Annotated in this window: 25 protein-coding genes and 1 riboswitch; of the genes, 10 read left to right on the forward strand and 15 right to left on the reverse strand. The window is 35.6% G+C overall.

Annotated features, from left to right (window positions below):
* Positions 1–27 precede the first annotated feature (27 nt).
* The 3 genes from ABH966_RS19970 to ABH966_RS19980 form a co-directional block, all read right to left on the reverse strand.
* On the reverse strand, positions 28–522 hold the full coding sequence (locus ABH966_RS19970; RefSeq protein ID WP_370081465.1) for a riboflavin biosynthesis intermediates N-glycosidase: 495 nt from the start codon (positions 520–522) through the stop codon (positions 28–30).
* A gap of 77 nt (positions 523–599) precedes the next feature.
* Positions 600–779 carry a hypothetical protein gene (locus tag ABH966_RS19975; RefSeq protein WP_370081467.1) on the reverse strand — a complete coding sequence of 60 codons (180 nt, stop codon included), beginning with the start codon at positions 777–779 and terminating at the stop codon, positions 600–602.
* 131 nt (positions 780–910) lie between these two features.
* Positions 911–1,243 carry a hypothetical protein gene (locus tag ABH966_RS19980; RefSeq protein ID WP_370081469.1) on the reverse strand — a complete coding sequence of 111 codons (333 nt, stop codon included), beginning with the start codon at positions 1,241–1,243 and terminating at the stop codon, positions 911–913.
* A 265-nt stretch (positions 1,244–1,508) separates the two neighbouring features.
* Between ABH966_RS19980 and ABH966_RS19985 the strand changes: the two genes are divergently transcribed.
* Complete coding sequence (locus ABH966_RS19985; protein ID WP_370081471.1) at positions 1,509–3,113, forward strand: ABC-F family ATP-binding cassette domain-containing protein; 1,605 nt, start codon at positions 1,509–1,511, stop codon at positions 3,111–3,113.
* A gap of 83 nt (positions 3,114–3,196) precedes the next feature.
* On the opposite strand, the gene ABH966_RS19990 is transcribed toward ABH966_RS19985, so the two are convergent.
* The gene (locus ABH966_RS19990) at positions 3,197–4,546 is read right to left on the reverse strand and encodes an MFS transporter (protein ID WP_370081473.1); all 1,350 of its coding nucleotides are present in this window, start codon (positions 4,544–4,546) and stop codon (positions 3,197–3,199) included.
* Between the two features lie 20 nt (positions 4,547–4,566).
* Positions 4,567–6,147: an AMP-binding protein gene (locus tag ABH966_RS19995; protein ID WP_370081475.1), complete on the reverse strand. Its 1,581-nt coding sequence runs from the start codon at positions 6,145–6,147 to the stop codon at positions 4,567–4,569.
* A gap of 168 nt (positions 6,148–6,315) precedes the next feature.
* On the opposite strand from ABH966_RS19995, the gene ABH966_RS20000 reads away from it, so the two are divergent.
* The gene (locus ABH966_RS20000) at positions 6,316–6,924 is read left to right on the forward strand and encodes a TetR/AcrR family transcriptional regulator (protein ID WP_370081477.1); all 609 of its coding nucleotides are present in this window, start codon (positions 6,316–6,318) and stop codon (positions 6,922–6,924) included.
* A gap of 411 nt (positions 6,925–7,335) precedes the next feature.
* Here the strand turns inward: ABH966_RS20000 and ABH966_RS20005 are convergent, their stop codons facing one another.
* Positions 7,336–7,809 (reverse strand): DinB family protein, encoded by a 474-nt coding sequence (locus ABH966_RS20005; RefSeq protein WP_370081479.1) that lies wholly within the window; start codon positions 7,807–7,809, stop codon positions 7,336–7,338.
* Positions 7,810–8,029: 220 nt separating this feature from the next.
* Here ABH966_RS20005 and ABH966_RS20010 point away from each other — a divergent pair, with 220 nt between their 5' ends.
* Positions 8,030–9,025, forward strand: a complete 996-nt coding sequence (locus tag ABH966_RS20010) for a S66 family peptidase (protein ID WP_370081481.1) — start codon at positions 8,030–8,032, stop codon at positions 9,023–9,025.
* 315 nt (positions 9,026–9,340) lie between these two features.
* Positions 9,341–10,144 carry a S1C family serine protease gene (locus ABH966_RS20015; protein WP_370081483.1) on the forward strand — a complete coding sequence of 268 codons (804 nt, stop codon included), beginning with the start codon at positions 9,341–9,343 and terminating at the stop codon, positions 10,142–10,144.
* A 256-nt stretch (positions 10,145–10,400) separates the two neighbouring features.
* On the opposite strand, the gene ABH966_RS20020 is transcribed toward ABH966_RS20015, so the two are convergent.
* Complete coding sequence (locus tag ABH966_RS20020) at positions 10,401–10,601, reverse strand: cold-shock protein (protein ID WP_049665398.1); 201 nt, start codon at positions 10,599–10,601, stop codon at positions 10,401–10,403.
* Between the two features lie 225 nt (positions 10,602–10,826).
* Positions 10,827–11,108 (reverse strand): DUF1033 family protein, encoded by a 282-nt coding sequence (locus ABH966_RS20025; protein WP_370081485.1) that lies wholly within the window; start codon positions 11,106–11,108, stop codon positions 10,827–10,829.
* A 127-nt stretch (positions 11,109–11,235) separates the two neighbouring features.
* Here ABH966_RS20025 and ABH966_RS20030 point away from each other — a divergent pair, with 127 nt between their 5' ends.
* Together ABH966_RS20030 and ABH966_RS20035 are read left to right on the forward strand one after the other, a co-directional pair.
* Entirely contained in the window at positions 11,236–12,963 is a 1,728-nt protein-coding gene (locus ABH966_RS20030; protein WP_370081487.1) for a methyl-accepting chemotaxis protein, read from the forward strand.
* 44 nt (positions 12,964–13,007) lie between these two features.
* Positions 13,008–13,289 (forward strand): acylphosphatase, encoded by a 282-nt coding sequence (locus tag ABH966_RS20035; protein WP_370081489.1) that lies wholly within the window; start codon positions 13,008–13,010, stop codon positions 13,287–13,289.
* 1,438 nt (positions 13,290–14,727) lie between these two features.
* Here the strand turns inward: ABH966_RS20035 and ABH966_RS20040 are convergent.
* From ABH966_RS20040 to ABH966_RS20050, 3 genes are all read right to left on the reverse strand, one after another.
* Positions 14,728–14,880, reverse strand: a complete 153-nt coding sequence (locus ABH966_RS20040; RefSeq protein ID WP_370081491.1) for a hypothetical protein — start codon at positions 14,878–14,880, stop codon at positions 14,728–14,730.
* Between the two features lie 175 nt (positions 14,881–15,055).
* Complete coding sequence (locus ABH966_RS20045) at positions 15,056–15,322, reverse strand: hypothetical protein (protein WP_370081493.1); 267 nt, start codon at positions 15,320–15,322, stop codon at positions 15,056–15,058.
* A 465-nt stretch (positions 15,323–15,787) separates the two neighbouring features.
* On the reverse strand, positions 15,788–16,144 hold the full coding sequence (locus ABH966_RS20050; protein WP_370081495.1) for a VOC family protein: 357 nt from the start codon (positions 16,142–16,144) through the stop codon (positions 15,788–15,790).
* Positions 16,145–16,796: 652 nt separating this feature from the next.
* Between ABH966_RS20050 and ABH966_RS20055 the strand changes: the two genes are divergently transcribed.
* From ABH966_RS20055 to ABH966_RS20065, 3 genes are all read left to right on the forward strand, one after another.
* Positions 16,797–17,243, forward strand: a complete 447-nt coding sequence (locus ABH966_RS20055; protein ID WP_370081497.1) for a DUF4362 domain-containing protein — start codon at positions 16,797–16,799, stop codon at positions 17,241–17,243.
* 584 nt (positions 17,244–17,827) lie between these two features.
* Positions 17,828–18,478 (forward strand): 5-bromo-4-chloroindolyl phosphate hydrolysis family protein, encoded by a 651-nt coding sequence (locus ABH966_RS20060; RefSeq protein ID WP_370081499.1) that lies wholly within the window; start codon positions 17,828–17,830, stop codon positions 18,476–18,478.
* Positions 18,475–19,542 carry a toxic anion resistance protein gene (locus tag ABH966_RS20065; protein WP_370081501.1) on the forward strand — a complete coding sequence of 356 codons (1,068 nt, stop codon included), beginning with the start codon at positions 18,475–18,477 and terminating at the stop codon, positions 19,540–19,542. The genes ABH966_RS20060 and ABH966_RS20065 overlap by 4 nt, the downstream gene beginning before the upstream one ends.
* Positions 19,543–19,599: 57 nt before the next feature.
* Here the strand turns inward: ABH966_RS20065 and ABH966_RS20070 are convergent, their stop codons facing one another.
* The 4 genes from ABH966_RS20070 to ABH966_RS20085 form a co-directional block, all read right to left on the reverse strand.
* Positions 19,600–19,797, reverse strand: a complete 198-nt coding sequence (locus ABH966_RS20070; RefSeq protein ID WP_053485867.1) for a DUF6501 family protein — start codon at positions 19,795–19,797, stop codon at positions 19,600–19,602.
* A 308-nt stretch (positions 19,798–20,105) separates the two neighbouring features.
* Positions 20,106–20,837 (reverse strand): amino acid ABC transporter ATP-binding protein, encoded by a 732-nt coding sequence (locus ABH966_RS20075; protein ID WP_370081503.1) that lies wholly within the window; start codon positions 20,835–20,837, stop codon positions 20,106–20,108.
* A 12-nt stretch (positions 20,838–20,849) separates the two neighbouring features.
* Positions 20,850–21,575 carry an amino acid ABC transporter permease gene (locus ABH966_RS20080; protein WP_370081505.1) on the reverse strand — a complete coding sequence of 242 codons (726 nt, stop codon included), beginning with the start codon at positions 21,573–21,575 and terminating at the stop codon, positions 20,850–20,852.
* Between the two features lie 171 nt (positions 21,576–21,746).
* Positions 21,747–22,613, reverse strand: coding sequence for a transporter substrate-binding domain-containing protein (locus ABH966_RS20085; protein ID WP_370081507.1), 867 nt, complete (start codon positions 22,611–22,613; stop codon positions 21,747–21,749).
* A 115-nt stretch (positions 22,614–22,728) separates the two neighbouring features.
* Positions 22,729–22,915, reverse strand: a riboswitch (Lysine riboswitch).
* A gap of 462 nt (positions 22,916–23,377) precedes the next feature.
* Here ABH966_RS20085 and ABH966_RS20090 point away from each other — a divergent pair.
* Positions 23,378–23,580: hypothetical protein (locus ABH966_RS20090; protein WP_370081509.1), on the forward strand; the 203-nt coding region annotated here is incomplete at its 3' end.

Here is a 23,580-nt window from a genome sequence, read left to right on the forward strand (position 1 = left end):
TTAATCTTCTTCTTAGTTATGTATTTTCTATAATTGATTCCTTTTATTTAGCTCTTCTCTTACTTTTTCTAGTACTTTACCTAAAAGGTTTAATCCTTTCCACTTTGAAGGATTTGTAGCATTAGGATTATTACAATCCATTCCGATGCCCCAAATTTTATCGTAAGGACTAGCTTCAACCATAGTTTTATCTTTTGTATTAAGAATAATCGATTTGAGTTTTGGGCTAGAGAATTTATCTAACAACACTTCGTAATAAATCTTCTCCCGATTTTCTGACCAAATATTCTCATCAAACGGAATTTGACGACTTCTTCCTAACTTTTTACATTCGTCTGGAGTTTGTGCACGGATAATTTGTTGAGCAATCTTCTCTGCACCAAACAATTTAGCTTTACGATACATTACTGCTTGTTCGCTCCATTTGAATAACTGATTTTGGTGCTTGAATGGTGAATAATAAAAATTTGAAAATACATCTTGTTTACCCCAAAAGAATACGAATTCATTAGTTTCTTTCATAATAACACCTCCCATCTACCCACAATTGTAAGTTAATAGGAAGTGTTTGTCATTATAATAAAATTTAGTAAGTAATATTAAACTACATTTGGTTCAAACAACTGCCAATCAACATCCTCACGTTTACTTGGTAACCCACTTTTATCTGACATTGACCATAACTCTAGTTCTTTCATGTAATCATGAATAGCATCTAATTGTTTCCCATATAGTTTCTTTGTAATAATTAATTTTATATATTCCACCATTTTATCCATATCTCTATCCTTCCACCTCAAATAATAGTTGCTTACGTTTCTCATCTAACTTAATCACTTCATACTCTTTTATAATCTTTTAAGTTTCTAACTTATCAAGAAGTTCATGCGTACAACTCATCATAAATCTGTTAGCTTGAGTTGAGTTGAGTTGAGTTGAGTTGAGTTGTCTTGTCTAAATGACTGAGTGATTCTAACCAATCCATAAATCCTTCTTTATTAATATCATCTACCGTCTCAATTTTTAAAAACTCTACAAATTTTTGCATCGTCTGGTTATAAGTCAACAAAGTCTTATGTCTTAGTCCTTGTAATTGCATTTGTCGGTTTACTATTTCAAGTGCTTGATCTATTGAGATTGAATCGGGCTTACGTTTGGTGGTATTACCTCCCGATTGCTTAGGTTGTAAGCTAGGCTTAAAAACAACATCATCCATTCTCAATTCTTTTACTTTTCTAGACATTTAGCATCTTCCTTTCAATAAAATATTAAAAGGTAATAAATTAGGGATAAATCAATTTCATTTACTTACTGTTCTTTCCCCTAGAAACGTTTAAAACCTTACTTTGTTGTCGATACGTATTTCCGAATCGCATTATCTCCCCTCCCCTATTCCACTCAAACACCTGACAACCCATAAACGTTAAACGTTGATTTAATAATGTTTATAGACTCTGGTACATATTTCATGATATACTAGTGCCATTGTGAAAAAAGGAGGAACTTGCATGATTCAAGTAAGTAATGTAGGTCTTCGCTATGGCGATCGTAAACTATTTGAAGACGTAAATATAAAATTCACACCGGGGAATTGCTACGGTTTAATCGGGGCAAATGGTGCTGGTAAATCAACTTTTTTAAAAATCCTTTCTGGTGAAATTGAAGCACAAGAAGGTCACGTATCAATGGGTAAGGACGAACGTTTATCAGTCCTTAAACAAAACCACTTTGAATACGATGAATTCAATGTATTAGATACAGTAGTTATGGGGAACAAACGTCTTTGGGAAGTAAAAGCTGAAAAAGACGCTATCTACGCAAAAGAAGACTTTTCTGATGAGGATGGCATGCGTGCTGCTGAATTAGAGGGTGAATTCGCTGACCTAAATGGTTGGGAAGCTGACTCAGAAGCAGCAACATTATTAAACGGTTTAGGGATTGGCGACGAGCTTCACTATATGCTAATGGCTGACCTTGAAGGTTCTGACAAAGTCAAAGTATTATTAGCACAAGCTCTATTTGGTAAACCAGACGTTCTATTACTAGATGAGCCTACCAACCACCTTGACTTAAAAGCAATCCAATGGTTAGAAGAATTCTTAATTAACTTTGAAAATACGGTTATTGTCGTATCCCATGACCGTCACTTCTTAAACAAAGTATGTACACATATTGCTGACCTTGATTTCTCTAAAATCCAATTATATGTTGGTAACTATGACTTCTGGTATGAGTCTAGCCAATTAGCACAAAAAATGATGGCAGACCAAAACAAGAAGAAAGAAGAAAAGATTAAAGAGCTACAAGCATTCGTTGCTCGTTTCTCTGCGAACGCTTCAAAATCAAGCCAAGCGACTTCTCGTAAAAAAATGCTGGATAAAATCGAGCTTGACGACATTAAACCTTCTAGCCGTAAATATCCATTCATCAACTTCCAAACTGGACGTGAAATCGGTAATGATGTGTTAACAGTGGATGGCCTTACAGCAAGCAATGAAGGCGAAACACTATTTAAAGATATTCGCTTTTCAATGAACAAAGAAGATAAAATCATTTTACTTGGTAATCCAATGGCAAAAACGGCTCTTCTTGATATTCTTATGGACGAAAGAAAAGCAGATGCTGGTACGTTCAAATGGGGCGTAACAACTTCTCAAAGCTACTTTGAAAATGATCACGATAAATACTTCGAAGGTTCAGAGAAATCATTAGTGGAATGGTTACGCCAATATTCTCCTGATGATGAAACTGAAAGCTTCTTACGCGGATTCCTAGGTCGTATGCTATTCTCTGGTGAAGAAGTGAAAAAATCTCCTTCAGTTTTATCAGGGGGCGAAAAAGTTCGTTGTATGCTGTCAAAAATGATGCTTGCAACAGCAAACGTTATTTTACTGGATGAGCCTACGAACCACCTTGACCTTGAGTCAATCCAAGCACTAAACGAAGGACTTATGCGCTTCAAAGGTGCGATGCTTTTCACATCTCATGACCATCAGTTCATCCAAACAATTGCAAACCGTGTGATCGAAATCCGTGAAGACGGCACAATTTTAGATAAACTATTAACTTATGATGAATTCCTAGAATGGAAAGATAGCCAAGGCTTAAACTAATGAACAAAACAGGGTTCTCCTATTCAAAAAGGAGAACCCTGTTATTTTATTAATGAGTCTAGCTATTAGGCGCACTTGTAATGTTAACTATTACTTGACGTAGTTGTCATTGCTACTTCCACTTGAGCATCTGACATGCGTTCATGTTCTTGTACCTTCTCGGCAGTTTCTTCATATTGTGAGATCATCCGTGTATCTGGTGAAAATACTGCAAGTAGCAGTGATAACAATAGCCCCGCCATCATTAATCCACCAAATAAATACGGTGATGCCCCGTATTCTGTTGCTAAAGATGTCCATAGCATTGGTCCAAATCCGACGATTGCCGCAGCGATTTGATAGCCAAAGGATAGCCCCGTATAGCGAACATTCGCTGGGAATAATTCAGAGAAAAACGTACCTTGAGTCGCGAAAATGGCTGCCCATATGACACCAAGTAAAATGACTTGCAACATAAAGAAATAAGTTGAATTGATTGGAATCAATACGAAATATGGAATCGCTAACAGTAACATTGTGATAAGGCCACCAATATAAATTTTCTTTCGACCTATAAAATCTGAAAAATATCCAACAATGGGCATTGTTACAATCATTGTTGCACAGCTTAATGTTAGTGCAAACAATGCGACATCCCTTGTGTAGCCAATATACGTAGTTGCATACACTAAAATAAATGACATTAAAAACACATTAAAGAATCCATCCCCTATTTTTAATCCTATAATGCGGAAAATATCTTTTTTGTTATATTTGAAGACTTGGACAATTGGTAATTTAGCTAATTCACCATTGTCTTTTTTACGTTTAAATTCAGGTGTTTCTTCGATTCCGCTTCGAATCCATATAGCCAGTACTATTAAAACTGCGCTAAATAGAAATGGTAAACGCCAACCCCATGCCATAAATTGAGCTTCTGTCGTTAATGAAGAAATAAGTGTAAAACTAAATGTTCCTAAAACTAAACCGATTGGTACACCAAGCTGTGGAATAGAACCAAAAAAGCCACGTACCCCTTTTGTAGCCGATTCAGTAGCTAGTAACACGGCACCTCCCCATTCACCACCAAGTGCAATCCCTTGAATAAGTCGCAAAATTACTAAAAGCGTTGGTGCGAGTAATCCCACTTGTGCATATGTAGGTAATAAACCTATCAAAAAAGAACTACCGCCCATTCCTATTAAAGTAAGCATAAGCGAGGCTTTCCTTCCGACACGATCACCCATATGTCCAAAAATTAAACTTCCAATTGGACGAGCTGCATATCCAGCTCCAAACGTAGCAAATGCAATTAAAATCGAGATTGCCGGATTAGTCGAAGGGAAAAAAAGCGTTGTAAAAACTAATCCTGTTGCAGTACCATACAAATAAAAATCGTACCATTCAATGACTGATCCTGCTAAACTTGCTAATAATATCTTCACATTTTTCATAGAATCCCTTCTCTCTACATTCAATTTTTTATGTCATTCACTTCAACTAAAAATGCGTTACGTAAAACATGCTTTTGAATTTTTCCAACAGGAGTACGTGGAAAATCAGTCACAAATTCAATACTATCTGGCACTTTAAATTTCGCGAGGCGTTCCCGACAATGTGCAATCAATACCTCTTCACTTATAGTAGCGCCAGCTTGTAAAATAACATACGCTTTAATAGCTTCATCACGCATGTCATCGGGTACACCAATGACGGCTGCTTCAAATACTAATGGATGCTCTGTTAATACACTCTCCACTTCATTCGCTGCCACATTTTCACCTGAGCGTTTAATCATATCCTTTATTCGATCAACGAAATAGAAATAACCATCTTCATCAATTCGTGCGTTATCTCCAGTTAGTATCCAGTTATCTTTGATAGTGTCGTTTGTCGCTTGCTTGTTTTTAAAGTAGCCTTTCATTAAGGTTCTTCCTGGTATCCCTTTAACGGCAATTTGACCAATCTCCCCTTGATTTACAGGAATTCCATGTTCATCTACAAGCTGAACCTCATAACCAATGCTTGGTCTACCGATGCTCATATTTTTCTGTATTCCAAATAGAGGATTTATCAGTGGAATCCCCACTGTTTCGGTCAAACCGTACAATTGCAATAACTTCACATCAAATTGCTCCTCAAACTGGACTAATTGGTGTTCAGCAACTGTCTGTGCAAAAAGGACAAGTCGTAAAGGATTATCCTTCGCCTCTTTTTCGTAATCTTTTGCTAAAATCATACGAATAGGAGCAGCAAATAAAGAACCAACTGTTCCGCCTAATGCCTTTGCTTGTTTAAAATAACGTGAAGCACTAAATTTCTCAGTAACTGCAATGCTTGCCCCTACCACGATGGCTGACATCGTTGAATAGTATTGGGCATTCCCATGGAAAAGCGGTAAGACAATAAATGTTCGATCTTCAGGTGTTAAAGCTATTGAACGAGCCATTAACTCACCCGTGTAAATATAATTGGCATGTGTCACTTGAACGCCTTTAGGTCTTGATGTTGTTCCAGATGTATAAAGCAATGCCACAATATCTTCTGACGAAACTGTTGGGAAATGTACATTGTTATCACTTGCATTTTTAATGAGCTCTGAGAAATATAAGATACCTTCAGAGCTATTTTGTTGTCTCGTAATAATAATATTTTGTATAGTCGGTGTTTTAGACTTAATACTGACAAACTTTTCGACATAGTCCTCTTCAGTAATAATGAGGACAGCTTCAGAATGAGAAATAATATATTCCATTTCATCTGCTGGTGATAAAATGTTAGTTGGCACCATAATGCCCCCAATTTCTGCTAAAGCAAACCATGCTGTGAAAAATTCCATATTGTTTGGTAAATGTAACACAACATGATCCCCTTTTTTGATACCAAGCTTAAGAAGTGCATTACTTAAGCGAATAACCTCCTGATAAAAATCCCCATAATTTTTTTCAAAATAGTTTCCCTTACTATCCTCAAATCGAATAAAACTTTTTTCAGGTTGTTGCTCTATTCTCTCCCTTAAAACAGAGCGCAATGTTCTATTCCCAATTAAATCCATGTTATCCCCCCTCTTTAACTGTTTCATAGACTATAGTCTGTATATTAATCGGCAAAACAATTATTTGTCAATATTTTTTCTAACAATTCAGAAAATAATATAATTACATGAACGAGTATTATGCTAAAGTTAAATAGAATATCTCGTGGGAAATAGGTGATGCAGAAAATGAAAAAGACACGAAAACAGCAGGCTCAAGAAACGAAAAAACATATCTATTTAACAGCACTTAAATTGTTCGAAACGAAAGGCTTTGATCAAGTAACGGTTGATGAAATTGTGCAAAAAAGCAAAAGCTCAAAAGGTGCTTTTTATGGTCATTTCTCTTCTAAATACGATATTTTCTTAGAAAAATTTAAAGAAATTGATCACTTTTACGAGGAATTTACAGCAACACTGCCTGCCAATCTTTGCTTCAAGGAAAAGGTCATCTCATTAATTGATGCACAAATGAAATATTTAAAAGATGATTTAGGAATGGATTTAATGCGTTCTGTTTACAAAAGTGGCTTAATTGAAAACGAAGAAAATTTCTTTTCCAATTCTGAACGAGAATTGTATAAAATTTTAAACTCATTTATACAAAAGGCTATTAAAGATGGAGAATTATCTGCACAAATAAATATTCAACAAACCGTAATTTACATTAGTCGTTGTATGCGAGGTTCATTATATGACTGGTTAGTCTTTGGAAAAGATTTTGATTTATTACAAGAAAGCAAAGGCTTTATTGCAATATTTTTAGATGGTTTGTTAACTAAGGTGAAATCCAATTAAAAATAAGTAGCCTATAAAAAGCTACCTATTCTATTTCAAAGCAAAAATAGGCATTTCCTATTTAGATTGGCCTATTTTCTCTTTATATTTAATTGTTCTTCATTCTTACAACATATCTTTTTATAGAAAATTTTTCTGTCGCGAAAGTGCACCAGAGCTGAACGACAGCGACAATAATTTTTAAGGAGCTAGCTACAGTTTTAAGATATATCGAGAACTTTTGATTGTTTATTGACCAACTTTTTTAATTTATCACCCAACTTTCGAAAAATATCGATATCTACCTTCAAGCGACACTATTTGCATCACTTAAGACATAAGCATATTTTCAAGGCAAAATAAAAAAAAGCGCGAGAAAATTGATTTCTCGCGCTTAAGGTTTTGAACAGTTTTGTCCCAGCCTATTTACGTTTACTTTTGCATTTCCTTTGTTGGCCCCAATACGCCTGGTACTGGTAAACCGGCTTGACGTAGGAGCACCGTCATTTGTCCACGGTGATGTGTTTGATGATCGACCATTACACGTAATAATGCACCTCTAGCTATTGGTCCAGTGAAGCCTTTTACTTCCTCCAGCAAGTCTTCATTTGATAGTTTTGCCGCTTCCTCTTTCACACTATTTGCTACATTTTCATAAGCAGCTACAATTTCAGCAACTGTAGATGGAACTGGATCTTCTTGTCGAGTCATTGGCACTTTTAAACCTGCTAAATAACTGAAATAACCAGCAGCTCCAACTAAATGCCAACCTAACCAACCTAGTGAGCTATGACCTTCCACTATGCTTTGCTCTAGCTTTTCATCTGTTATAGCTTTTAATACTTGAAGAGTACCTTGTGCTGATGCTGACCACTCATTTAAAAAGTCATCTACATGACGATACATTTAAACGCCCCCATTTCATAAATTCATATCTATCATATTAAATTCTAAACTCTCTTACAAGTTTCTAGCATAAAGTTTACATAATATTATTATTTTCAGCTCTGTTATAACTATTCATTTCAGTTACTTTTTACATCTCTTTCGTCAAAACAAGTATACGACTCTTTAAATTGTAAAATCATGTATAATAGCTTTTATCTTAAATTGAAAGAGGTATTTTATGTTTTCCCCATTAAAAAGAGGCGATACCATTGGCATTTACTCGCCTTCCAAACCAGCTACAACTATTGCAAAGACTCGCTATGAACGAGGCAAGGAACGTCTGCAAGCACTCGGCTTTACTATACAAGAAGGCTCGTTAACTGGAAGAGAAGATTTTTATCGCTCCGGTACACCGAAAGAACGTGCAGCAGAGCTAAATGCCCTACTTCGTGATCCCCACATCAAAATGATCTTACCAACTATGGGTGGTACTAACGCCAATAGTCTGCTGCCCTATCTAGACTACGAAGCATTTAAGCAGAATCCAAAAATACTTATAGGATTGTCTGATGTGACCACTATACTCCTTGCAATGTATGCAAAGACTGGAGTTCCTGTCTTTTATGGACCTTCTGTTGCTTCTACATTTGGTGAATTTCCACCTTTTGTCCATTATACGGAGCAATATTTTAAAGATTTGTTTTTACATTCATTATCAATTCCCTATACCATGCCAATCCCACCTATTTGGACAGATGACCGGCTAAACTGGTTAGAAAAAACAACTGAAAAAACTCAACATCATAATTCATGGATTACCGTACAACCTGGCATTGCTGAAGGTCGTTTAATAGGTGGAAATATAAATACGATGTACGGCTTCATTGGAACACCTTACTTCCCTCACGTTAATGAAGGAGATATCTTACTTCTTGAAGATACTTCTAAAACAATTGCGGTTGTTGAGAAAAACTTTGCTATGTTAAAACTACACGGCATTTTCGACAAAGCTTCTGCAATTATTTTAGGTAAACATGAACAATATGATGATTTAGGAACCGGAAGAAAGCCTTATGATGTGTTGCTAGAGCAGCTAAATGGACGTACTATACCTATTATCGCTGATGTTGATTGCTGTCACACTCATCCCCTGCATGCTATGCCCATCGGTTTACGTGTAAGTGTCAATGCAACTAGCAAAGAGATTACCTTTCTAGAAACCTGGTTTTCATAACATTCGTATAACCTATATACTTCGCGTATAATGAAGACAAATAGTTGAAGTAGTCTAAGTATGAACCATAATTAAACTACGACATCAATCACTACTGGAGTAACTGTCTATTATGATGTTATTCAGCTAACACACTCAGAGGATAATGGCGTCAACGCAATATTTTGTTAAAATATTGACCTTATCGTATAAATCATACAACGATGACAACTGATTAGGACCTTTCGTCATTTCCTCGACCCTAAAAAATTGAATAAGAATTACTTTACAGGTGTCCTACTTGGGCGCTTTTCATTTTGGGTAAGGAGGGTTTTTATGAATGATATACATAGATCAACAACAAATGAAGAATTGACAGAAGAAGAATTGATTGAGCTTGTCCTCGCTGAACAACAAAAGGCATTGGCACAAGAAGAACAACTGCAAGGTAAAAAGCCTAAAAAACGAAAACCAATTGTCAAATGGATTGTCTGGAGTATGGCATTTGTGTTGTTTTTGAATACATTTGCACTTATCTTTCAAATATACTCCATTCCAGCTCTTGAATTTTTGAAGGTGTCTGCACGATTATCAACGCAAGAAGATATAAAAACCTATAAAAAAGCTGTTGTAGAGATATCTACAGGTTCTAGTAAAGGCACTGGTTTTTCAATTTCTTCAGATGGACTTATCGTAACCAATGCACACGTTGTAGAAGATGCTCAATCATTATTCGTCATTTTCCCTGAGGAAGGTTTAATGGGTGCCAAGTTACTGCAAAGCTTCCCGGACGTAGATTTAGCATTATTACAAGTAACGGGTGATGAGTTACCTTCCCTCTCACTCGCTGAAAATCCTACCTATAGCAAAAATGAGCATGTCTATTTCATTGGTAATCCACTAGCGTTTACAGGCATCGCAAATGAAGGTACTTTACTGGAATCAACACACCTTGAGGATTGGCAGGAGCCTGTTATGATGATGAAAGCCCCTGTTTATCGGGGAAATAGTGGCAGTCCTGTCATTAATGCTGCTGGTGAAGTTATCGGAATCGTTTTTGCAACGGCGAAAAATGATCCATATGGTCGTGTCGGTTTGTTTATACCTGTTGAAGTGCTTCAACGCATATTAAGTAAATAATTCCCCTAAAAGATGCTTGTCCTCATGAATGAGACGAGCTCTTACTTTTGTTTACATAATAAAATTATTTTTTTATTTGTACAGAATTGAGAAACTTGATTTTTGATCTGCATGAATGGTAGGATCTACACTCTTTCATATACCAAGTCACTATTAATCATATGTTGTAACTCTCAAATGTTCGAAGCATAAAAAAAAGGCATCCTATATCAATAGGATGCCTTAATTTAACGAAAGTAATTTTAATTACTGAGAATTAAAGTTTAGTTACGTTAGCAGCTTGTGGTCCGCGGTTGCCATCTACAACTTCGAATTCCACTTTTTGACCTTCGTCAAGAGTTTTGAAACCTTCGCCACCGATAGCTGAGAAGTGTACGAATACGTCGTTTTCGCCTTCTACTTCGATGAATCCAAAACCTTTTTCTGAGTTAAACCATTTTACTGTACCTTGTTTCATTTAAGAAAACCTCCAAAAAATAAAAGTGAACAATATGTAATTTCTTCAGCGAATGAAAAAAATTCACATATTACAAAGAGTACCGAACTAACGCGATCACTTTTTGTAATATGTGAATTCATGTTACCGGTGAAGCAATTAAATTGTTAACCTAAGTATAACCGCCATTCATAATTTTGTCAAATAAAGAAAAAATATTTTTTTTAAAATGTCAAAATTTTATTTCTATGACTCAGATCTCAAAGCGATAATACCGTGATAAATTTGTACATCATCATCACAGGCTTCGCAAAAAACACTTTCATCCTCTGACCAGAATGCCCAAAACCCATCTTCTTTCGTTGCCTCATTGTCATATGTTAAACGGAAGTGCTTTAGTTTTCTTTGTAAGGCTTCCTCAAATTGCTCCTCCGATTCAAATGTTTCATTTGTTTGAATAAAAGCCTCCCAGCCTTCAAACTTCCACCAAGGCTCATAATCAGCTTTCATGTAAATGATTGTATACATATTTGCCACATTCCCTGCTGTAATAAGATATTTTCATTTTAGCAAACACATTTGAAATGTCTATTAAAACACTCTGTCTTATGGTACTATTACCTTATTATTCATAATTTTTGGAGGTATTTTTTTTATGTTTTCAAGTATTCGACCTAAGGCCGAACTCGATGAATTATTAAAGCGTGGTACAAATTTAAATGCTACAGGTCGTTTTAATAAAACACTAGCATTTAACCATTTCAATACTCAAGATGAAGAGAATTTAAAAACTCTCTACAATAAATTAAAAGATATCACGCCGTCGATGAATGCAATTTTTAATAACTATTTAAGAGAAATCTCTCTTTCCTCTCAGCTAACGATTAGTGAAGAAAATATTAATCGATACTTAACTCAATTTTTCCTAGCTACTCGTGATGATGAATATGTGGATGAAACCGTTAAATTTTTCAATTTGTTCAGAAAGAATCAATATGAGCCGGGTAAGTTAATCGTCGTCTTCAATCAATTTGCATTTTATATTACTACATACATTTTACATAATTTTGGTTTAAAACCTAATAAGGCATTTGAATATATGAAATCTTTCCAATCAGCTGTTAACGTTGACCAGGAATTACTCATCGAAGTGTTAACAGAACGTACTATTGAAAATGTTGTCGCTGAAATTTCCTCTTTAATGGATGTCAACGCAAAAATCATGTATATGAAAGATTTAGTATTTAGCTTAGATAAACAAAACGAAGAAATCCAGTCTTCTACCGCAGCAACTGAAGAAATTGCCGCTTCTATTAACGAGGTTGCTCGAATGTCTTCTCGTATTTCTGAAAAAACAACTGAATCTGTTGATCATGCTGTACAAGGAAAAAATGCAATTGAGCATGCCCTTTCTGAAATCTTTAAAACAGAAGAAACATTTACATCAATTGTTGAATCCTTTTCAGAATTACAAAAGCGGGTAAATGATATTGAAAATGTTGTAACGTTAATAAACCAAATTGCCGATCAAACGAATTTACTTGCTTTGAACGCTTCTATTGAGGCTGCACGAGCAGGTGAACATGGTAAAGGCTTCGCCGTAGTTGCGCAGGAAGTTCGAAAGCTTGCTGAAGGAACGGTATCAGCGCTAAGTGAAGTAACTGCAAATGTACATCATTTAAAGAGCTATTCAAACGATGTGTCAAACTCAATAACAGAAACGACTGAAATTATTAAAGATGCAACTGTAGAGGCTAAAGAATCGTTACCATTATTAAATGCGATAGTTAGTGCCATTGAAGGTATTAATCTGGATGTCACAAATACAGCTGCGATATCACAGGAACAGGCTGCAGCTATTGATGAAGTATCAGCAAGAATGATTGAGATTTCTAACCTTCAAGATGACATTCGCGAATATAGTCATAACACATCTAGTGATATTCATTCATTAGGGAAAGAAATTAATCGTTTCCGCAATGATATTATTGAGAATAATAATGTTCAGCTTTCGTCCATTGCACTTTTACAATTATCAAAGGCCGATCATATTTTATGGAAATGGCGAATTTATAATATGTTCCTCGGTCTTGAAAATGTCGAACCAAGTGATGTTTCTTCACATACAGACTGCCGTCTTGGTAAATGGTATACATCTGCTCGCACCGTAGAACGTTTCGGACACTTACAGGAGTACCGTGAATTAGACGCCTATCATTTACGTGTTCATGAATCGGCGAAGTTAGCAGCGGTGGCTTATAAGGCTGGGAATATTCAGCAGGCAGAAGTTCATTTAAAAGAAGTAGATCAAGCTTCTAAGCAAGTTCTCTATTTTATCAATAATCTAATTGCATATTTAGAAAAAGAACGTGTAATGCACTAAGCACCAAGGGGGTTTTCCCCTCTTAACTAGTAGGAGGTGTTAGCTTGAACAAGCGAGCGCTAATTAAATTTTTCGGTGATGTTTACGGGACTGGCTATCGTTTTTTCATTAAACAGAAAGCGATTGAGCTAGGATTAAAAGGATACTGTCAACTAAATAATCAAGATCAAATTGAGGTTGAAGTAGAAGGATCAAAAAAAGCGATAGATGAATTCTTAGTATTCGTTCAAAAGGGTGTTAGCCCTCAAGCAGATTCCAATTCATTTACTTTAGAGCTTTTTGATGATTTAAAAGGTTATACACGCATGGAGTCAGACATTGTTTAGTCTGGCTCCTCTTTTTTTGTATTGTTGTAATACTAAAGTTTATCAAGCCTTTCGTCTATTTTTAACATTGAATGAATACGGTTTATCTAAAATGACGTTGCTGGGGGAAAAATTATATTTTATTAATTTGGATTGGGAATACCCTTCCGTAGCAAATGCAAATAATTTTAATGTATCTTGAATTTCTAAAGTGGCTGCTCACACCATTCCACTGTTCTTATGCCAACTTTTATGAGTGATTTCATTATTTTTATCTATTAAATGAATGAGTCGTTGCCTATTGGACAACTATTCATTGAACTATTTGTGCAGATAAACTATCAACATTGTTATTACTTTCTAGCACTACTTTTTCTAAGTACGTGTTGTGTTTGTTGCAGCATGTTCTCATTCCTCTTTTCATCTATGTTTTATTTAGTTGCTACCGCATTTAAAAGTAATTGTTTGTTGTGATCAGACATTACACGCCATTCTTTAACCGTTACTTTCATTTGCCCTCACATCCTTTCAAATGTATACTTCCAAACACTGTATGCAATCATTGGCGCATGTAGGACACTTCCGTATTGATTAATAACAGGTGGTATTTCATAATGCGCTATTTTTATTAAAAAAGGTGTTCACCCATCATGGCGAGCATGGATTGCTTTGACCGGTTAACCAGCCCTTAATATAGATGAGTTCAGTCAATCGAATCATGCGAGTACACTCTCCGTGCGAAGTTGCAATTATTCACACACTTAAATAGAAAAGTAATCGAAAACGTACATGCTTGGATGAGCAAAAATGTATATTGTTATTTTGACATTTACAGTAATAATTAATTTTGTCCGACTTCTTTCACATAGGTTTTCTTATACTCGGGAGAAATGAAAACAGATTCCATATTATAACTATTATTTCTATTTTAGTCACATTCGCCATTCTAGCAAATTATCTATTTTAGATCTACTAATTTAACCGTTATAAAACGACCAGTCGTTCCCTATGCTTTTGTTCCCTACTACTCATAATTCTACTCGCAAAATCCACTCAATATATCCTCCGTTGGACTTTGTCTGCACAATAAAAAGCCACACCTTGTTAGATGTGACTAAGGATGTTATTCGTTTGGATCCGCGGGTATTTGCTTTGCTTCCGCGAGTATTCGCCTTGCTTCCGCGAGTATTTGCCTTGCTTTCGCGGGTATTCGCCTTGCTTCCGCGAGTATTCACCTTGCTTTCGCGGGTTTTCGCTCTGCTTCCGCGAGTATTGCTTTGCTCCGCGAGTATTCGCTCTGCTTCCGCGAGTTTTTACCTTACTTCCGCGAGTATTCGCCTTGCTTCGCTCCGCGGGTATTTACCTTGCTTTCGCAGGTATTGCTTCGCTCCGCCAGTAATTTATAGTTACCTGCATAAAAAAAGCCACAACCATAATGAGTGTGACCTTGAAGTCCTGATTATAATTCTTCTAAATAGATTGTAACTGTAATACTTCTTGGACTGTAAGTAAAAGCTCTTTCACTTACTGCCCTGTAATTATCATCAATATTAACTACATCACCAACGTTCGGAATCAGAGCTGATAGAGAGTTGTTGATGTCATACGTCATAATTACATCTCCGTTTTGTTCACAAAAACTGATTGTAATCTGTTCTAAATTTCCTCTCATTTTTGGCACCACCTTCCACACTAATCATAGAATACATGGAACGAAATGTCATCACCAGAAATATAAAGCGTAATAAAAAGCCACAACAAATTAAATGTGACTTGATATCAATATTCTATTTAGTCGTTAATGTCTCTATGGTTTTACTGTTATTACAGGTAAGACATTTAGCTTTAAATTTTATACTCGTTGAAAGTAACTGTAACTTACTTAAGTCGTTTGTCAACTTTTCTATTTCAACTAAACCTTCACTTTGCAAATTACTAATTTCCAACTCAAGTTGTTTTAATGATTTTTGAATTAATTCTATTTCTTCCTTGTATTTCTCTAACATTATTTTAGTATCAATGAGCTCAATCTTATTGTTTGTGTTTTTTTGCATATGGTAGACTCTCCCTTTTTACCTATGAAGTCATCTTTATGGCGCAATCTTTGTTACGTGAGAAATTGAAAAACACCTTAGGACATGAAAAAATTTTAACAATTGGATTTAATTAACACTATTATAAAGTTGTTTAACATATTTAACAATGTTATTTTTCATTCAAATGAAAATCAATTATACCTAGGCAAAATTGCCGCTGACGCTTCGCTTTCGCACAGAAAACATTTGCCACTGACCCTTAGCTTTCGCGCAGATAAACAATGTTGTACGGGATTGGCTTTATGATTAGGCCAACACGATGCAGGTCAGTTTGCCGTTATCGCATGGATGTGATGATTTAGGCTAACATCCTTTATTAGCTCCTTTCCGATTGCCTTGATTTTCTTTCGCTACATAAAACACTGTTAAAAAGCCACACCTTGTTAGATGTGACTTCCTGAAATATTTTAATCTATATATTATCTAAATAAATTGTAAATACTCTAAGACATTCCCGAAAGGATCTCTGAAGCTAATAACTTTTCCAGGAGGACAATCCACCGGCTCATCTGTAATGAACTCAACATTATGATATTTTAACTTATTGACTGTTTGATGAATGTCCTCTGTCTTTAAAGCTAAAACCACACCTAAAGTATCTTTTGGAATGGATTTAGAGTTTTTCGCTTCTTCTAAAACTAAAGGTAAATCTCCGTGAACAAGTGTCACGATTTTGGGTCCGTATTGTTTGTTTACCTCAAAACCTAAAACAGTCGTATAGAAATCAATTGCTTTTTCAATGTTAGGTACATAGATGCTGATCACACAAACTTGACTCATAATTCATCCCCCTATTATTCCTGTAATTACCTTTTAGGTATATAAAAAACAATAGAATATATGGTAATATTTTTCAACTCTTAAGACAAATTCAGCGGTTTCGACCATGTCCAAACCATCCAATTCATATGCACTAAAAGTTAATTCTAATAACGTGCTTTTATTTTCCCATTACATTTCTTCCTTCATTGAATAAAAAAGCCTTCCACAATTAATGCAGAAGGGCAATGGCAAAATTTTATTTACGAAAAGCTCGTCTCTCAGCATATTCAACACATAAATAACACACCTTAATTTTTTTGTTCTTCTCATTTCTGTAATTTCGTAAATCTGGTGCTTTGCGTTTACAAAAATAACATGCATTATTAGGGATTTTTGGTGAACTAGTTTTGAATTGTTCTTTAATTTTAATTAATATCGATTTCATAAAGCTATTCCCCTTTCACTTCTATTTTTCGACAAAAGGAAGGGATTTCCTCTTATTGTTGACATATGTTTTACTAATTGCATAACCTTAGCTCAATAAATATTTTAACCGCCCCACTATAATTCACGTTACTATTTGAAACGGTGTCTTTTTTATTTTGACTGATACGGGTATGGAACATTTTTTTATGAACAAACGACTAAATACATGAAGGGGTGTATAGCCATGAAAAAGCTAACCGTTTTATTTTTTATACTTTTAATTGCTGGTTGCGATCGTGTAAATAGCTCGACTGATATTGATATGAATGTTAATGATGAACCTTCACCTTACATTTCAACTCCAGAAGATATTGTAGACACGCATGGTGAAATAAAAAATCTAGAAAGGTTTGAAGATTTTTTCCGTAATGTACAACTAGGGAAAGAAGATAGTATTAGAGTGGTTAAATATACTATAGAAGGTGACCCAATACTTCATGAACTTAAGTACGATGGGAAAATAATAAAATCAACGTATGACAGCCGCAGAGATCAATTTGGTCAAGGAAGTATCATTCATTCAGCATGCTCTTTAATTGATACCGCTGAAACGAATGAAAGTACAAATTATCTTCTTAGAGACTGTGAGCCTCCAATAGAAAATAGCTCTATTTTAGTAATTGAAAAATAGGTGTGTTTTTTAACGAATTTACCGAAAGAATTCTACTTCCTCAAGCAGGTGGATGGGACGACTCTTTCGACAGAACAATTAAAACATTTTCAATCTAATGAATGACTTAAAATTAACGAGTATCACTACTCAGCGTATTTTGAGAATAAAATCTCGAATACGCTTTTTAATTTTATAAAATAATTTTAACGCTCATGTCGAGGAATCAACAACAGACGAAAAAACAATACTAATGTTTAACCTATTAAGAGAGAAAAAATTGACGAACAACGTGTGAAGCAATTCGCGAATTACTATAATTTTGAATACAATATATATAATGAAATCGATTAATCCAAATAAGCCTTTTATTACTTACCCGAGTAATAGATGAAACAGCAATGCCGGAAACTTAGTTCGATTTCTTATTCGTCTGTCCCCTTTTCTTTCTAATAAGTAAAGGATTTTCTTGTTCTTAAGTAATATCATTGAGAAACTTTACAAATAGCAGTAAAATTTATGTAAGGATTATTATTTCATTGAAACTTTATGTCGATTATTTCGTATAAGAATATAGACATATTTAAATGCTAGGAGGAAGAAACATGCTCAGTGTCGGACAGTTTTTCTCTAGACATACCGCTAGCTTCTTAATTTCTCTCACAACTGTTTCTATCACAGCAATTGCGGCAAGTCCAGGATACTTCCTTGGTGGTTTATTATTTGCTGGAACATACGCGTCGAGTACGGCGTTGTTGAAATATAGACAGAAAAAGAAGTTCATGCAAATAGCAGGTATAACAAAAGAAGAATACAAACATATTGATACACAACTTACAGCAGCCAATAAAAATATTCAAACATTAAGTCAAAACTACTTACGTGTACGTTCTGTTTCTGCATTTAAGCAATTACTTGAAATGACACGTATTTCAAAAAATATCGTGAAAGTAGTTAAAACAGATCCACGAAAATTTTATAATGTTGAACAATTTTTTTATGCACATCTCCCTTCCGCTGTCGAATTAACGGATAAATATACGATGTTATCGAGACAGCCTGTGAAGGACAAGGAAATCCAAATTACATTATCGAAAACAAGAGAAACACTTACAGATTTAAATGATACGATTCAAATTGATTTAAAGGATGCGCTTTCCAACGATATTGACCATCTTCAAATGGAGATCGAATTTGCGAATCGTTCCAATTTAAGACGAAAAGAACAATTGGAGTGGCGAGGCGATGATAAATGACAGCAAATGATCACGCATTTCAACTAAATACAATACAAGGTCTTTCCCCACTTGTGCAAACTTATTTAGAAACAACTCCAAATAATGAGGCGATGGCGACGTATGATACGCTATCGCCTCTTGCACAAAGTCGTGCACTTCTATACGCTAGTCAGCTTGATCTAACAAACTTCGAGTCAGTCCTGTCTTTAGGGCAGGATTCACAGCGATCCCTTTCTCAATTTGCTGATCGAATGCTTGCACAAGTAAAACAAAAAGACGTCACAAAAATTGGCCAAATGTTAGACTCATTAATGCAAACGTTAGACCGTGTGGACCCTAACGCATTAGAACCAAAAAAGCAGTCCTTTTTTAAAAAAATGTTTGGTAAAATTGGGCCAACTGTTAAGCAAACATTAACGGAGTTTGAACGTATTAGTATCCAAGTAGAACGCATTGGTGTTCAGCTCGAACGTGCACAGCTTCAAATGATAAGAGATGTGGAAATGTTAGAAGGACTTTATTCACATAATCGAGGATTCTTTGAGGAGTTAGCGACTGCTATTGCAGCCGGACAAATGAAGAAGCAGCAAGCCATTGAAGTTGAGCTTCCTGAAAAAGTGACTAGTGTACAAGCAACGAAACAGCCACTAGCTATCCAACAGCTTAATGATTTTGCCGCTCAAATCGAACGTCTAGATCAACGTATTTATGACTTACAAGTATCGCAGCAAGTTGCCTTACAAACTGCGCCACAAATCCGGATGATTCAGCAGTCTAATCAATCGTTAGCGGAAAAAATTGAATTTTCAATTGTTACCCTTATTCCGCTTTGGAAAAATCAGTTGGCCATGATGTTATCTATGCATATGGATCATCACTACGCGCAGCTAGAAGAAAGATTATCTCGTACAAATGATCGATTTACGAGTCCTTCCTTTGAACAGCAAGTATCGAAATTCAAAGAAACACAACATGAGCTGAAGACAGCTATCAAAGACGTCTTCGCCCTTCATACAGCTACAGAACAGGAAAAACAGCAATTACAGGATGTAGCTGACTTGAAGACCTTTAAGAAGGAATGATTCCTTTTTTCCAACAAAGAAGGGTGGCTCAGAAAAATCTGAACCACCCTTTGATTTTTATTCGAAATAATCTTTATAGTAGCCACCGATATTACCAGTGTTATCGATAATAAAAATGAATTCTTCTGTTTCATTTTTCACATCATATTGTTTCCCTACTGTTAATACGTTTGAAACTAAATATTTTGATGCATTAGTATGCTTACAAGTAACTGTGCGTACTGTTGGAGCATCTTTCCATTTTAAATGTAACATAATCTCTCTACCTCTCTTTACTAGCACGAAGCTAATGTCTACTGCTTATTTTATAATATTTTTGAACTTTTGTGGAGAAAAAAACCATAGAAGATCATATTTTCTCCATAACTATCGTTTTTTAACCATATCCATAATAAAAATTTTTACTTCGAGGTGTTTCTATGAGCTTTGGTAGTGTACCGCAATGGTTTTTTATCCTAGCCGTTGCATTTGCAATTTGCTTTATTTTATACGCAGAATGGAATTCTAGAAAATAAGTGAGCCCATTAATTTGGACTCACTTTTTTTGTTATTGTAATCGAACGTTATTTTAATGTTCGTTTTAAAAACTCTTTTGTCCGTTCATTCTGAGGGTTTACTAATACCTGTGATGGTGGTCCTTCCTCTACAATTACACCTTTATCCATAAATACGACGCGATCCGCTACTTCTTTGGCAAATTCCATTTCATGTGTAACAATTAACATCGTATTCCCGGCATCCGCTAGCTGGCGCATTACCTTCAACACTTCACCGACCATCTCTGGATCCAGTGCTGACGTCGGTTCATCAAACAGCATTACATCTGGGCTCATTGACAATGCTCGTGCAATCGCTACACGCTGTTTTTGACCGCCAGATAGTTGTCGTGGCTTGGCATTGACGTATTGATCCATACCAACAATCTGCAAATATTTTAAAGCAACTTTGTCGGCTTCTGCCTTTGAACGCTTTAATACTTTCATTTGACCAACTGTACAGTTTTTTAGCACATTATGATTGTTGAATAAGTTAAATTGCTGGAATACCATACCTAAATGTGTACGGTATTCTTGGATATTATGCTTTTCATCTAAAATGTTTTCACCTTTGTAAATAATTTGACCACCACTTGGTGTTTCCAGTAAATTAATGCAGCGTAGTAATGTTGATTTACCTGATCCAGAAGAACCGATTAAGCAGACAACCTCACCTTTTTCTACTTGGAAATTTACATCCTTTAACACTTGGTTACGACCAAATGATTTACTTAAATGCTCTATTTTAATAACTGTCACTTGTTCGTCCCCCTATACTGCTTCTTTCTGTTCTTTTTGGTAGGCATCTGGTCCGTCCAGTCGTTTTTCAATATACAGTAAGATTCTCGATGCTGTGAATGTCATGATGAAATAAAGGACACAAGCTATAAAGAAGGATTCAAAATAGCGGAAGTTATTACCCGCGATCGATTTTGTTTGGAAGAACAATTCCGTAACCCCGATAACGTTTAATACTGCTGTATCTTTAATATTCATAATTAATTGGTTACCTGTTGCAGGCAATATATTTCGCGCAACTTGTGGTAATACAACATGTAGCATAATTTGAAAATGGTTCATACCAATTGCAGATGCGGCCTCGTACTGCCCTTTATCAATGGATACAATACCACCGCGAACAATTTCAGCCATATAAGCACCTGTGTTTAATGAAACAACTAAAATACCTGCCGTAATAAAGTGCATATCAATGCCAAATGCAATATCTAATCCGAAAAATACAACCATTGCTTGTACAATCATTGGTGTACCACGGAAAAATTCGACATAGCATGTTAGTATAAAATTAATGAGCTTTAAGCTATAGAACTTTACACCTTTTTTACGAACCTTAATGGTATGCATAATTCCGATGAAAAATCCGATAAGTGCACCAATAATTGTACTACTAATAGAAATAAGTAATGTATAATACGCACCTCGTAAAAACATTTGCCAGTTGTTCTCAACAATAGAAATAATCCAATCAAAACTCATGATGTTCCTCCTAACAACGTCGTGTTGCTTGTTCGTTACAGTATCCTGTTTTGGCTGGAGCCTTTGTTTCTTTTATTTTATGAAACTTTTAGCTCAGACATTATTATTATTTAGAAAGATTATAAATTGTAATGAGATGGCACGGACTAGCAGATAGCCCGTGCCATCATGTTATTGTGCTGCTGGTTGTTGGTGAATGGCTTCTTCCATAATTTTTTGGCGATCATCTTCAGAAATACCTTTTAAGATTTCATTGATTTTTTCAAGATTTGCATCGCCTTTACGTAAACCAACTGCAATGGATGTATTTGAAATATCTGTATCGAAGCCTTTTTCAAACTTCACATACGAGAACTTATCATTTGCAGCAGCAGCGGAAATACCTTCTGGACGTTCAGCTACATAGCCGTCAATTTTTCCAGCTTCTAATGCAACACGCATTGCTGGGAAGTTATCCATTGCAGTTTGTTTTTTTACATCTTTGATTTGATCGATGACATTGTAGTTAGATGTATTTAATTGTGATGTGATTTTAGCACCAGAGAAATCTTGGATAGAAGTTGCTTTTTCATATTTGCTGCCTTTTTTAATGACCATAACAAAATCAGATGTATAGTAGTTTTCAGTGAAGTCAACTGTTTGCTTACGCTCTTTAGTAGGTGACATACCAGCAATGATTGCATCGATTTTATTGGATTGTAGTGCTGGTACTAAGCCATCCCATTCCAATTTTACGATAACCAATTCTTTTCCTAAGCCCTCAGCGATCTTTTTCGCCATTTGTACATCATAACCACCTGCATATTCTGCATTATCCGCAATTTTTACTGCGCCATTTGCATCACCCTGCTGTGTCCAGTTAAACGGAGCATAACCTGCTTCCATCCCAATACGGAATTGGCCGCCGCCTTCTTCCGTACTCGTCTTGTTACCGTCATTACTAGATGACGTCGTATCCTTTTTGTCACCAGCACCACAAGCTGCTAGCAAAATTGCAGTCATGACGGTCAACATTAATACCAACGATTTTCTTTTCATGTAACATTCCCCTTTTCTATAAAAAAATAAGACAACTGTACCAAAAAAGACCTAAGTACTGAACTTAGGTCTTACTTTTTTAACAGTTGCCCAAATCCTCACTATAATTCCATCATTCCGAGATAGCACAACCTAGTAAATCTGGAAAATAATTTACTAGGACAGTCCTGCACTTATTCACTGCAGACCCAGCATAAAAGTACGAGCTCCTTTTATACTTCGGCGATAGTTCCTTCTCCATTGCGTCTTCGCTTGCTTATACTCAACAATGAACTAATAAATACCGCGCCTCTACCTCACAATAGGATAAATGTGAGGTTTGTATATTTAATTGATATTAAGATACTACTATAAAGCTAATGTGTTCGTCAAGATAATTTTATTACTTTTCTGACTAATTACAATATTAGGGTTTTTTATCCTTTTTATGCCTTATATACACTTTTGCAAAGTTGAAAATGATTAAGACTGCCGCTTTGCCGAAAGAATCCGTAAAGTCGCCTATGCTTCTTTATACGAACTTTACCCAATTTATATACTTGGATGCAGTTATAATAATGTAAATGAAAAGCCGATTCTTTAGAAAATCCGTATCGCTACGAATACTTTTTCCGTCACTTTAGCTCTTCTATCCGTCGATTCAGCTTTTCTATCCGTCGCTACGAGTACTTTATCCGTCACTTTAGCTCTTCTATCCATCGATTCGTTTTCTTACCGTCGCTCTGGCTTTTCTTTCCGTCGATTCAGCTTTTCTTTCCGTCGCTATGAATGCTTTTTCCGTCACTTTAGCTCTTCTATCCATCGATTCGTTCTCTTTCCGTCGCTTTGGCTTTTCTTTCCGTCACCTTGGTTCTTCTATCCGTCGCTATGAATACTTTATCCGTCACTTTAGCTCTTCTATCCATCGATTCGTTTTCTTACCGTCGCTCTGGCTTTTCTTTCCGTCGATTCAGCTTTTCTTTCCGTC

Origin of the sequence: Lysinibacillus sp. RC46 (assembly GCF_041262385.1) — a bacterium.
In the GTDB taxonomy this organism is placed as follows: domain Bacteria; phylum Bacillota; class Bacilli; order Bacillales_A; family Planococcaceae; genus Lysinibacillus.